General features: G+C 47.0%; 16 protein-coding genes. 15 read left to right on the plus strand and 1 reads right to left on the minus strand.

Annotated elements, in window-relative coordinates; translation table 11 throughout:
• Positions 1-93: 93 nt before the first annotated feature.
• From Q0N89_RS00005 to Q0N89_RS00020, 4 genes are all read left to right on the plus strand, one after another.
• Complete coding sequence (locus Q0N89_RS00005; protein WP_294032775.1) at positions 94-543, plus strand: NfeD family protein; 450 nt, start codon at positions 94-96, stop codon at positions 541-543.
• Positions 544-607: 64 nt separating this feature from the next.
• Positions 608-1468: an SPFH domain-containing protein gene (locus tag Q0N89_RS00010; protein ID WP_294032776.1), complete on the plus strand. Its 861-nt coding sequence runs from the start codon at positions 608-610 to the stop codon at positions 1466-1468.
• Between the two features lie 478 nt (positions 1469-1946).
• Positions 1947-2612: a 2OG-Fe dioxygenase family protein gene (locus Q0N89_RS00015; protein WP_294032777.1), complete on the plus strand. Its 666-nt coding sequence runs from the start codon at positions 1947-1949 to the stop codon at positions 2610-2612.
• Between the two features lie 29 nt (positions 2613-2641).
• Positions 2642-3883: a cysteine desulfurase-like protein gene (locus Q0N89_RS00020; protein ID WP_294032778.1), complete on the plus strand. Its 1242-nt coding sequence runs from the start codon at positions 2642-2644 to the stop codon at positions 3881-3883.
• Positions 3884-3942: 59 nt separating this feature from the next.
• Here the strand turns inward: Q0N89_RS00020 and Q0N89_RS00025 are convergent, their stop codons facing one another.
• A complete protein-coding gene (locus Q0N89_RS00025; protein ID WP_294032779.1) occupies positions 3943-4563 on the minus strand; it encodes a thiol:disulfide interchange protein DsbA/DsbL in 621 nt (206 codons plus the stop codon).
• 379 nt (positions 4564-4942) lie between these two features.
• Here Q0N89_RS00025 and ubiG point away from each other — a divergent pair, with 379 nt between their 5' ends.
• The 11 genes from ubiG to Q0N89_RS00080 all read left to right on the plus strand — a co-directional run bounded on the left by ubiG (position 4943) and on the right by Q0N89_RS00080 (position 12465).
• Positions 4943-5695: a bifunctional 2-polyprenyl-6-hydroxyphenol methylase/3-demethylubiquinol 3-O-methyltransferase UbiG gene (ubiG, locus tag Q0N89_RS00030; protein WP_294032780.1), complete on the plus strand. Its 753-nt coding sequence runs from the start codon at positions 4943-4945 to the stop codon at positions 5693-5695.
• A complete protein-coding gene (locus tag Q0N89_RS00035; RefSeq protein WP_294032892.1) occupies positions 5696-6385 on the plus strand; it encodes an HAD-IA family hydrolase in 690 nt (229 codons plus the stop codon). It abuts the gene before it with no gap.
• A 55-nt stretch (positions 6386-6440) separates the two neighbouring features.
• Positions 6441-7217 (plus strand): YciK family oxidoreductase, encoded by a 777-nt coding sequence (locus Q0N89_RS00040; protein ID WP_294032781.1) that lies wholly within the window; start codon positions 6441-6443, stop codon positions 7215-7217.
• Between the two features lie 26 nt (positions 7218-7243).
• A complete protein-coding gene (locus Q0N89_RS00045; protein WP_294032782.1) occupies positions 7244-8554 on the plus strand; it encodes a hemolysin family protein in 1311 nt (436 codons plus the stop codon).
• A gap of 232 nt (positions 8555-8786) precedes the next feature.
• The gene (locus Q0N89_RS00050) at positions 8787-9164 is read left to right on the plus strand and encodes a hypothetical protein (RefSeq protein ID WP_294032783.1); all 378 of its coding nucleotides are present in this window, start codon (positions 8787-8789) and stop codon (positions 9162-9164) included.
• Between the two features lie 46 nt (positions 9165-9210).
• Positions 9211-10059, plus strand: coding sequence for a hypothetical protein (locus tag Q0N89_RS00055; RefSeq protein WP_294032784.1), 849 nt, complete (start codon positions 9211-9213; stop codon positions 10057-10059).
• Positions 10060-10088: 29 nt separating this feature from the next.
• Positions 10089-10598 (plus strand): hypothetical protein, encoded by a 510-nt coding sequence (locus Q0N89_RS00060; RefSeq protein ID WP_294032785.1) that lies wholly within the window; start codon positions 10089-10091, stop codon positions 10596-10598.
• A 25-nt stretch (positions 10599-10623) separates the two neighbouring features.
• Positions 10624-11031: a hypothetical protein gene (locus Q0N89_RS00065; protein WP_294032786.1), complete on the plus strand. Its 408-nt coding sequence runs from the start codon at positions 10624-10626 to the stop codon at positions 11029-11031.
• A 20-nt stretch (positions 11032-11051) separates the two neighbouring features.
• Positions 11052-11396 carry a hypothetical protein gene (locus Q0N89_RS00070; protein ID WP_294032787.1) on the plus strand — a complete coding sequence of 115 codons (345 nt, stop codon included), beginning with the start codon at positions 11052-11054 and terminating at the stop codon, positions 11394-11396.
• A 42-nt stretch (positions 11397-11438) separates the two neighbouring features.
• Positions 11439-11864, plus strand: a complete 426-nt coding sequence (locus Q0N89_RS00075) for a hypothetical protein (protein ID WP_294032788.1) — start codon at positions 11439-11441, stop codon at positions 11862-11864.
• A gap of 25 nt (positions 11865-11889) precedes the next feature.
• Entirely contained in the window at positions 11890-12465 is a 576-nt protein-coding gene (locus Q0N89_RS00080; RefSeq protein WP_294032789.1) for a hypothetical protein, read from the plus strand.
• Positions 12466-12470 lie beyond the last annotated feature (5 nt).

The following is a 12470-nucleotide window of genomic DNA, read 5'->3' on the forward strand; positions in this document are numbered from 1 at the left end:
GCCATTTGCTTTGGCATTTGATGTGGTGACCATGCCACTACAAATCTTGGGTGCGCTAGACTGATTGACTGGCTTTACTATTAAGGAGAGCTTATGGGATTGCAGCCGTGGCAATGGGTGGTTGCAGGCTTATTATTGATGACTTTGGAGCTGTTTTTGCCAAGCTTTGCAGCCTTGTGGTTTGGCGTGGCGGCATTGATGACAGCGCTGATCATTTGGCTTGTGCCGATGGGACTGCTTGGGCAGGTGATGATTTGGCTTGGGCTGTCGATTGTTTGCTGTGCGCTGTGGTTTTGGTTTGTACAGCCACGCATCAAAAATCGCACCAAAGCAGGCTTGGGCGGTTCGGTCATCATCGGTGAGATCGGTATGATTAGCCAAGCTGTGCATGATGGCTGTGTGGGGCGAGTGCGATTTACGGTGCCAAAAGTTGGTGCTGACGAGTGGCTGTGCCGCACCGCAGATGGTCAGGCGTTGGTAGTGGGTGAGCGAGTCATCGTCACAGGTGTTATAGGCAATGAGCTTGTGGTCGCTAGAAAATAACCAATTGAGCGTCTTGATTAATTTTGCTATCTTGGCAAGTTTTTGGGGAAATTAAGGAGAGTGTATGTTTGGCGTGAGTAGTGTGGTTTTGGTGCTGATTATTTTTGTGGTATTCACCATCTACAAAGGGGTGCGCTTAGTATCACAGGGCGAAAAATGGATCGTACAGCGACTGGGTAAATATCATCAGACACTTGAGCCGGGGCTGAATTTTATCATTCCTTATGTCGATGCGGTGGCGTACAAAGTCACCACCAAAGACATCGTACTTGACATCCCAAGCCAAGAAGTCATCACTCGTGACAATGTCGTCATCATCGCCAATGCCGTGGCATACATCAACATTGTACAGCCAGAATATGCGGTCTACGGCATCGAAAATTATGAACACGGCATCCGCAATCTGGTGCAGACATCGCTACGCTCGATCATCGGTGAGATGGATCTGGATGCGGCATTATCCAGTCGTGATCAGATCAAAGCACAGCTCAAGCACGCCATCAGCGATGATATCGCCGACTGGGGCATCACCCTAAAGACAGTGGAAATCCAAGACATCAAGCCATCAGCGACCATGCAGCTGGCGATGGAAGAACAAGCTGCCGCCGAACGCCAACGCCGTGCGATGGTCACTCGTGCCGATGGCCAAAAACAAGCTGCCATCTTGGAAGCGGATGGCCGTCTTGAAGCATCTCGCCGTGATGCCGAAGCGCAAGTCGTGCTCGCTCGCGGCTCAGAAGAGTCGATCCGTCTGATCTCACAGGCGATGGATGGCAAAGAGATGCCTGTCGTGTATTTGCTCGGTGAGCAGTACATCAAGGCGATGAATGAGATAGCACAGTCGGACAATGCCAAAACCGTCGTACTGCCTGCTGACATCCTAAATACTGTCAAAGGACTGGTGGGCGATAAGTTCAAGGCCTAAGTGACAAACCTGCCCAAGATGTTGGGCGGGCGATGAAAATAGAAAAAATAGATATCAGCAATAAAGCCACATGAAATTTGGGTTCATGTGGCTTTATTACTTGTCCTGCTTGGGCGATACCCATCCTTGCTAGTCTATCCTAGATACAGCGGTCATCCTTGTTGGCCTATCCATTTGCCATCTCCTTGCTGTGTGCATAGTATCGCAAATTTGCCTGTATAAACCTAGTGGCAGATGACGGCAATGTGTGTAAGCATTTTCGTACAAGATGCTGATGGCTGTTGATGATTGCGTGCAGGGCGTGGTAATGAGCTGATACTTGCGTATTTGATTACTTTTTGTTATATTGGACAAAAATTTTTAGAATGAATTGGTCAAATTGCCAAAAAAAGCACAGACTTGTACTGCCAATCAAGCAACGCAAGCCCTGCCTTGACCAACACCCACCAATGTAAAAAAAATGCAAAAAGGACGACGCATGAGCCATACAATTCACACGCCTTTGACTTATCATATCGACACCTTGCCACTGACCGATGCCGCTGCGATGCTAGCATCGTTTGACACGCTGACACCGAGTGACTACAAGGACGGTAGCTATCGTTTGCGCCGTTATTCGGTTTTTGAGTATGACAGACAGGCGCATCAGCTTGTCAAGCAAGCCAATACCGCCTTTGTCCAAGATGACAGCCTAAATGAGTTTCAGGGTAATGTCGCACGCCACTATGATGATTTGACCGATGCGACCATCACGGATGCGGACTTTGGGCGGATGATGGCGACTTTTGCCAAAGTGACCAATCTGCCACAGCTTAGCCAAATCGCCGTGCATCAGATGCGTATTCTTGCCAAAGATGCGGATAATAATGCCGTCGCCACGCCCGAAGGCATCCATCAAGATGGCTTTGATTATGTGGGGGTATTCACGATGGCACGCCACAATGTCACAGGTGGCGAGCTGTTTATTTGGCAAAATAAAACCGATGATGCACCGATGGCGATGCTTGACCCGTCCGCGGGGGATTTTTGTGTGATTAATGACAAGCAGCTGTGGCACAGTGCTGGCGATGTCACACCCAAGCAATCAGGGCAAGGCTATTGGGATTTGTTCGTCTTGACGGCGTGCGATGAGTCTGTAAAATAGCCCAAATCACTCACAAAAAGGATAGTATCATGTATGATGTTGCTCGTATCCGTCAAGGGTTCTTGGGCCTTGCGATGGCGGATGAAAAAGGACAATTGCCCCTGCTGTTTGATGGCCCCGGTGGTAGTCAACTGCCTAAGGTCGTCGTCGATCAGATGGCAAATTATCTGTATCATTTTAATAGTAACTTGGGCGGCTTTGCGCACGCAGGGCGAGTGACGGCGCAGACCAATGAAAAGGCTCGCCAAAAGGTGGCAACTTGGCTCAATTGCCCAAGTGATGCGGTGTTTTTTGGGCTTAATGCCACGAGCTTGATGTTCCATGTGTCACGGACGCTGTCGCAAGATTGGCAGGCGGGCGATAATATTGTACTAAGCTGTATGGATCATTTTTCGCACGTGTCATCTTGGCAGACAGCCGCCGAAGATCGTGGCGTGACGGTGCGTAAGATACCGCTCGTGGCAGATGGCAGTAAGCTTGATTTGTCAGCGCTGGATCAGCTGATTGATGAGCGGACTCGCTTGGTGGCGGTGTCTTTGGCATCCAATGTGCTTGGCACTAAGACAGACATTGCACCTATTATCGCTAAGGCACATCAAGTTGGTGCGCTCGTCAGTGTCGATGCGGTGCACGCCATCGTGCATGAACTTATCGATGTGACGGCGATGGAGTGTGATGTGCTGTTTGCATCGGCGTACAAGATTGGGGCAGCACGACTGGGTATCGGCTATATGAAGCCGTCATTGATGAGTCAAAATCGTTTTTATAAGGTAGAACCAGCGACCGATGCGCTGCCTAATGCATGGGAGCAGGGCACGCAGTCGTTCGAAGCGCAAACATCCATCGTGGCACTGCTTGAGTACTGGGCGACTTTGTCAGGTGATGATGCAGGCGATGACAGGACTCGCCTAGCACAGGCGTATCAGCGTGTCATGGCACATGAGAATGGTCTTGGGCAGGTGTTTTTGCAGGCGGTGGGTAAGCGAGATTATATCAAGCTGTATGGCAAGGCGGATACCGTTCAGCGTACGCCGACTTTTGCTTTTAATCTGATGAAAGATGGGCAACTCATCGACCCAAAACAAGTCAGTCAGTGGCTTGGCGAGCATAATGTTGCACTGCCGTGTGGTAATTTTTATGCGTTGGATGTGGTGCGACAGTTGGGCTTGGTTGAGACTGGATTTTTGCGTGTGGGATTTTTGCATTATAGCACGGTGGATGAGATTCACCGTCTATTTGAACTGCTCGATGAATTTGTGGCGACGCACTAGATGCCCATCAAAAAAAGCTCAAACCGTGTGGTTTGAGCTTTTTGTTTGGCGCGGTCAGATCACTTCTTCTCTTCACGCACTTTATTCACTAGAAAATCAACGACTTGTGGCACTTTGGCGTCTTCGCCTGAGACCACATATTTGCCATGTACCACGACCGCAGGCACACCAGTCAGCTGATAGCGCATCGCACCAGCTTTGGCACGCTCAATTTTGGTGGTGACGGCGAATGAATTATATAGGCTGTTAAATTTTGCCTTGTCCACGCCTTGAGAGGCATACCAGTTGGCTAGGTTTTCTTGCGTGCCGATGACACGGCGGTTGCCATCTTTGTGGACGGTGTCAAATAGTGCTTGATGCGTTTTTTCTTGTGCGCCAAGCTGCTGTGCGGCATAAAAACCACGAGCCGCCACTTCCCATTGTGAGTTTAGCGCAGCAGGGGTTTGGAAAAATGCCACATCTTTGGCACGAGTTTTTGCCCATTTTTGCATATGCGGTTCTAGGTTGTAGCAGTGTGGGCAGCCATACCAAAAGAACTCACGCACGACAATCACATCACCGGCGATGGTTTCAGGGTTTGATAAAACTTGATAATCTTTACCTTCAACGAAATTGGCATGGCTAAGTGTCGCAAGACCAACAGCAGTCGCAAGTAATGTTGTTTTGAGTGCAAATTTCATACAATGTTTCCTTAATCAGGCAAAAATCGCCAAAACTGGGTGAACCTGCCTTGTGTGCGGTTCGGCACGATGACAAATTCAAACAGCGTATAGTTTAGCGTATTTTGGGGCAAATGTGGCAACTGTTTTCTTAATAAATCGTTGCAGTTTGTGTAAATTTTTATGTATTTGGCTCAAGCTGGTGCAAAATCGGCAAAAATCGTGCAGGTTTTGGCAAGATGGGTAAGCTTGGCGTATGTATGTGCTTGCGTCATTATCGATGATCAATGGCAATAAAATAACCATTTTGCAACAGCAATACAGGCGAATAAAGTAGTCAAAAACCACAAAAAATGCTAAGATGGTACTATTTGAAATTGAAAAACAATTAAGGTGTCTCATGCAACACAACCAAGCCACAACCGCCAATAATGCTGACTTTGATGAGATTGGCAAATTCACCAAACTTGCCGATGAGTGGTGGGATCGTATGGGGGCGTTTAAGTCCTTGCATGACATCAATCCACTGCGTCTAAACTGGATCGAAGATCGCACCAATGAGCATCTAGGCTCGCCACTACAGGGCAAAAAAGTCGTGGATATTGGCTGCGGCGGTGGGATTTTGGCGCACTCGATGGCAGTGCGTGGCGCAAGCGTGCTGGGTGTGGATCTGGGCGATGAGAACCTAAAAGCCGCCGCCATCCATGCCGATAAGACGGGTATGAGCGATACGCTTAAGTTTCGCTGTGTGCCCGCTGAAGTCTTGGCAAGCCAAGAAGCTGAGCAGTATGATGTGGTGACCTGCATGGAGATGCTAGAGCATGTGCCTGATCCATCAGCGATCGTGCAGGCGTGTTTTGATTTGACCAAACCAGGCGGCGTGTGCGTGATGAGCACGATTAACCGTAATCCTAAGTCTTATTTATTTGCCATCGTCGGCGCTGAATATGTGCTCAATCTCGTCGATAAAGGCACGCATGATTATCACAAATTCATCACCCCAGCTGAGCTTGATCAGATGGCGATGCGTGCAGGCTTTCGCCGATTTGACATGACAGGACTGCATTATAACCCCATCACCAAGCACTATTGGCTGTCTAATCGCAATGTCGATGTGAACTACATGATGGCATTTATCAAGCCAAGCGAGTAACTGATGAAAAAACTGCAAGCGGTCTTGTTTGACCTAGATGGGACACTGATTGATACCGCACCTGATTTTATTCGTATTATCAAAGACTTATGCCGTGAAGATGGACGAGATGCGCCATCGGATGCTGCCATTCGTGAGCAGGTGTCGGCAGGCGCTCGGGCGATGGTGAAGCTGATTTTTGGTGAAAAATTCCATGATGTCAGCGATGATGATACCGAGCTGTTGGCGTATCGTCAGGCATTTTTGGATCGTTATGAAGCGGATATTTGTGTCGATAGTCAAGTCTTTGCAGGGCTTGAGACGCTCTTGAGCACTCTTGAGGGCCGCCAAATTCCTTGGGGTATTGTCACCAATAAGCCACGCTATTTGGCGACCAATTTGCTTGAGCGACTTGAGTTGAGCGAGCGTTGTGCGGTGCTCGTCTGCCCTGATGATGTGACGCATACCAAGCCTGACCCTGAGCCGATGTATCTGGCGTGCGATACCATCAAGGTCGATCCGACTGCGTGCATCTATATCGGAGATCATCACCGTGATATCGAAGCGGGCAAGGCAGCAGGGATGACGACGGTGATTGCTAAGTTTGGTTATTTATCCAAAGACGATTTGGCAAGTCTTGATACTTGGGGGGCTGATGCCATTCTTGAGACGCCTGATGTACTGCGTGAGTGGGTATTGGCGCAAATTTAGGTGAATTAATCATTTTAGTTTATAAGTATCGTTTTATCAGTTATAGTAGAAAATTATGACAGAACAAATCTACACGCATGACAAGATGCGTGCTTTTGAGTATCAAGCAGACAGCCTAAAAGATAAAATCATCCTAGTCACAGGCGCAGGCGATGGCATTGGCAAGGTGGCGGCATTGACTTATGCCAAATGCGGTGCAACCGTGCTACTGCTTGGCAAGACCCAATCCAAGCTTGAAGCGGTGTATGATGAGATCGAAAGCTTAGGTCTGGCTGAGCCTGCGATTTTGCCACTGGATTTGGAAAAAGCAAGTTTCGCCCAGATGCAAGAGCTTGCCAATCTGATCGAAAAAGAATTTGGTCATTTGGATGGTGTCTTGCACAATGCGGCGATTTTGGGCGCTTTGACACCGCTTGAAATGTATGACCCGATTACCTTTGAGCAGGTGATGCGTGTGAACTCGACAGCGGTGTTTATGCTGACCCAAAGCCTAATTCCGCTACTGCGAGCCGCCCAAAGTGGCTCGGTGGTGTTCACCAGTAGCAGTGTCGGTGCCAAGCCTCGTGCATTTTGGGGAGCGTATGCACTCTCCAAGCAGTCTGTTGAAGGTATGACCACCATCTTTACCCAAGAAACCCAAAACATGACCGCCCTACGCTTTAACTGCATCAATCCTGGGGCGACACGCACCAATATGCGTGCACACGCTTTTCCTGGTGAAGACCCTTATACACTAAAGACCCCCGAAGACATCATGTCGGTCTATGTGTATCTGATGACCGATAGTGCATCAGGTGTCAAAGGGCAAGTGGTGGATTGTCAGCCCAAATAACCATTAACAAACCCATTGGTATTCCCGTGAGTTTATTTCAAAATTTATTAATCATTACAGCCCTGATTTTGACTTCCAGCTTTTTCTCGATTTCAGAAATTGCACTGGCAGGCGCTCGCAAAATCAAACTTAAGCTACTTGCCGAATCAGGCGATGAGCGTGCCGAAAAGGTGCTTAAGCTCCAAGAAAATTCTGCCGACTTTTTTGCGACTTCGCAGATTGGTCTGAACGCCGTTGCCATTTTGGGCGGTTCGGTGGGTGAGGGTGCGCTGCGTCCTTATTTCATCGACTGGATTGGCATGGTGTATCAAGGCGAATGGCTTGAGAGCATTGCGTTTTTTGCGTCATTCATCATCATTACTTTGCTGTTCATTCTCTATGCTGATTTGATTCCTAAGCGTATCGCCATGATTAATCCTGAAAAGGTGGCGCTTGCAGTGATTAATCCGATTAATCTGACCATCAAAGCGGTCAAACCGTTGGCATGGTTTATCAATGCCATCGCCAATCTGACCTTTCGTATCTTTAAGGTCAATACCGCACGAGATGACAACATCACCTTTGATGATATCTCAGCCATCGTCGATGCCGGTGCTGAAGCAGGCGTGCTGATGGAACAAGAACAGCACTTTATCGAAAATGTGTTTGAGCTTGAAGAGCGGACTGTACCATCGTCGATGACTGCTCGTGAAGATGTGGTGTTTTTCACCCTTGATGAGAGCGAAGACAGCATCCGCCAAAAGATTGCCGATTATCCGTATTCCAAGTTCTTGGTGTGTAATGAGCACATCGACCAAGTCATCGGCTATGTCGATACCAAGGATATCTTGGTGCGTATTATGAATAATCAGTCGTTTTTTCAGCTCAATGAATCGACGATTCGCAATATTCTCATCATCCCTGATACGCTGACGCTCTCTGAGCTGCTCGATAAATTCCGCGCCAGTAACGAAAAAATGGCGGTGGTCATCAACGAATATGCGCTCGTGGTCGGTGTGATTACGCTGTCGGACATTATGATGACAGTGATGGGCGACTGGGCATCGGCTGAGCCTGAGGATCAGCAGATTATCCGCCGTGATGAAAACTCGTGGTTCATCGATGGCATCACCCCGATCGATGATGTCAAGCACGCACTGGATATTGATGAATTTCCTGATTGGGATCATTATGAGACTTTGGCAGGCTTTATCATGTATCGCCTGCGTAAGATTCCACGCCTAGCGGACTGGGTTGAGCATGAGGGCTATAAATTTGAGGTGGTGGATATCGACCATTATAAGATTGACCAGCTGCTCGTCACTCGCCTTGCGCCAAAACAAGAGGCTGACGACTAACTCATCAAAAACCCACCAAAAGCGAATGCGACCATGCGTTCGCTTTTTTTGTGCGTAAAATTTGAACAAATTTTGAACAATTTTTAAATTTAATTAATAAAATCAATACATTACAAAAATCGCCAAAAAATTTGAAATTTTTAAAAATAGTATACTATTTTTACTTGTTATTGACATAACAAGTAAAACAATCTCTGGTTAAAAATTTTTTGTCCAAATGAGGATGGGTGCCATGACCAAAAAATCGGCCGTATATCAAGAATATCTGATCACTCAAGATGTCAGCGGCAGCATCAAAGTACTACGCAAGTTTGACAATGTCAAAGCAAGCCTTCGTGCCATCGCTGATGAAGTGGGCTTTGAATACGATGATACATGGACTACTCGTCAATTTGGCACAAAACTCATCAAAGAATATGGCGAAAATGACATCGCTCAGATCGGCGAATATGGCGTACAGGTGCTTGATAGCGGTAGTATCGAGAGCTTTCAGTTGTATGACAATACCAAAGCAGCACTGCGTGACATCGCTGCAGCAATTGGCTTTGATTATGATGATAACTGGACCACTCGTCAATTTGGTTCAAAGCTGATTGATGCTTTGGCATAAATTGGCTGGTTAAATTTTAAGCAAATCTCACAACAGGAAATCAATCATGACTAAGAAAATTATCAAAGCACAAGTTACAGGTAAGCATCAAAACCGCACCGCACTTGGTATGATGACCGCTTTTGTCGCCATGTACCCAGCGGTAAATACATCAGCGCTCAAAGAGATGTTCACCACCAAAGCAGTCTGCCCTGATGCGGGCATCAGCCAGCTATTTTATAGCAAAAGCGAAATTGAGCAAGAGCAAGCCGATGGCAACGAATGGTTTATCAATGACAATGCGTGCTTTACCAAAGATGGCGAATGGCTGACTTTGGGCAATGGTCGCAAGCTTGCGTTCAACAAAGTGTGGACAGCAAAAAGCCTTGAGAAGTTGCAGGCGGCGTTGGCGGACTATGGCATCACCGGTGAAGTTGGCTCGGTGGATAAGTCGGCGACAGCTGGCTTTGAGATTTGTTTTGAGTCTGTTGAAGTACAGGTGACTGGCAAATTCCAAAACCGCACCGCACTAGGCATGATGGCAGCTTTTGTTGCGCTAAATCCATCGGTGACTGTAGATGCGTTGAACGAACAATTCCCAATGAAAGAAATCTGCCCTGATGCAGGCATCGAAAAGCTGTTCTTTAGCGAAGATGAAATCGATGAGATGATCGCTAGTGGCAACGAATGGTTCATCAATGATAATGCCTGTTTCACCAAAGATGGCGAGTGGCTTGAGCTTGGCAATGGTCAAAATGTGGCGTTCAACAAAGTTTGGACAGCAAAAAGCCTTGAGAAGTTGCAGGCGGCGTTGGCGGATCATGGCATCACAGGCGAAGTTGGCTTGGTGGATAAATCAGCAACAGTAGGCTATGTCATCGATTTCGACAATAGTACCCAAACCATTGTATTTTAATCAAATTTATATCTATTAAAGGAAAGATTGTGAGTAAAAAAATCACCAAAGCCCATGTTACTGGCAAAAGCCAAAACCGCACCGCGCTAGGCATGATGGCAGCTTTTGTTGCGATGCACCCATCGGTCACGGCAGCAGAGCTACGCACCAAATTCCCAAAATCACCGATCTGCCCTGATGCGGGGATTGACCATTTGTTTTATACCGAAAGCGAGCTTGCCCAGCAGACTTCTGATTGGTTCGTCAATGGCAATGCATGCTTTACCAAAGATGGCGAGTGGCTGACTTTGGGCAATGGTCAAAAAGTAGCGTTCAACAAAGTGTGGACATCTGGTAGCCTTGAGCGCTTGCAAGCTGAGATGGCGAAATTTGGCATCACAGGCAGTGTCGGCACAGTATCCAAATCTGCACCGGCAGGCTATGAGACTCGCTACGAATACGCCGAAGAGAAAAAAGGCGGCATTCCGATGTGGTTCTGGCTGATTATCATCATCTTGGCAGTGGTTGGTTATGCTGTAACCAATATGATGGCAGGCTAATTTTATTAATTGATAAGGAAAAATTATGGCACTAAGTACCAAAGTTATCGCACCATTTCTAGGTGCATCAGTAATCGCTGGTGAAGGCGTGTATGACGAAATCGCTCAAGGCTGTGTTATCGGTCTGGCTGATGAGCTGGGCTTTGCTGATCTTGATGCTGCTGTAGCAAGCGAAGTGGACAAAATCGCAGCGATGGATGATGATGCGTTTGATGAGTATCTAGCCGAAGCAGCTGAAGCGGTCGCTGACCAAGAAGCGGTATTGCTGATTTGCCTAAATGTCCTAGCGGCTGATGGCGTGATTAGCGTTAATGAATTGGCAAATTATTTTGCATTTGCTGATGTGCTAGAAGTCTCTGAAGACCGTGCGAGCGAAATTTTTGATGACTTTGTCGATGCGATGGACGACCTAGTTATCGAAGATGAAGAGTAATAATCAAGGGAGAATATGCGATGAGCACTCTAAAAAGAACCGCCAGTGGTAAAGTTGATAAGCGTACCAAAGAGTATAAAGAGCTAGTTGAGCGTGCCAAAAAAGCTCGCCTAGCAAAAGCAAAAGCTGCCAAAGCAGCAGAAAAAGCAGCGGCAAAACCTGCTGCAAAAACTACAGCCAAAACCACTGCCAAGACAACGGCTAAAAAGCCTGCGGCATCAAGCATCAAACGCCGTGCAGATGGCAAAGTGGATTTGCGCACCAAAGAAGGCAAAGCAGTCGCTGAGCGTATGGCAAAAGCCCGTGCAGCTCGTAGCACTGAGCAAAAAGGTATCGCAAGCTTGCTTAAAAAGCTACTGAAATAATTAGCCTGTACGCAAAAGCCCAAGTCGCAGCAAGAGTGTGGCTTGGGTATTTTTCTATCAATCGGTTGGGAGATGATGATGTTTATCATTGGGCTTGTGCTGTCGCTGTTTGTGCTTTGTATGATTGCGGTGGCGATCTGTGCGAATAGAATGTTTTTATCGCCATTGATTGCTGCGATTTTGATGGTGATTTATGCTTATCTTTATGGTCAAGTGGCATCATCGGTGTTTGATGTGGTTGGCGGTCTTGGGAGAGCAAGAACGGTGCTGTTTTGGTTTGCGGTAGCGTCAATTGCCATGATTATTGCGCCCAATCATACACGCACTACCAAAAAAGGCCGTGCGGACAAGCGATTTAAACAAGAGTATGACAGTGGCAAAGTTGGTGTGACGGCATTTAGTGTGGTGATGGGATTGTCGGTCATTGGTATGTTGTTTTTGCTCAAAAAATTTGGCATTTGGCAATGATATTGCGTGGTAGTTGGGTGAGTTGATGCTGGATTTGCAAGCGCTGATTGATGAATTTTTTCATCAGTATTTACCAAAAGATGATGATCTTGAGCTTTATAATGAAGCGATGCTACAGCATGAATTGGGGTTTTATTTGCGCAGTCGTTTGCCTACTTATAAAGTGCAGCTTGAGCGCAATATCAAAAGCTTGGTAGGTCATGCTGATACCATCAAAAAAGAAATTGATATCTGTCTTTTGAGTGCCGATTTATCCGAAAAATACGCCATTGAACTAAAATTCACCCCAAATGGCGAAGCGCCCGAGAAAATGTACGCCTGCGTCAAAGACATTCGTTTTATGGAAGAGTTAAAGGCATTGGGGTTTGTGAGTACGGCGTGTTTATGCGTGGCGACTGATCCAAAGTTTTATACATCTGGGCGGATTAAAAGCGGTATTTATCGATTTTTTCGTGAGCGATATCTGCTCACAGGCACGATTGACAAGCCAACTGGTGCAGTCAAAGAGCAAGTTACTGTGATGGGGCAATATCGGATTGAATGGCGCAAATTTGACCGCAGCGTAGCATCGCCCAGACGCTATTTTGCTATAATCATTTGATAAAT

The organism is uncultured Moraxella sp., assembly GCF_945873075.1.
In the GTDB taxonomy this organism is placed as follows: domain Bacteria; phylum Pseudomonadota; class Gammaproteobacteria; order Pseudomonadales; family Moraxellaceae; genus Moraxella.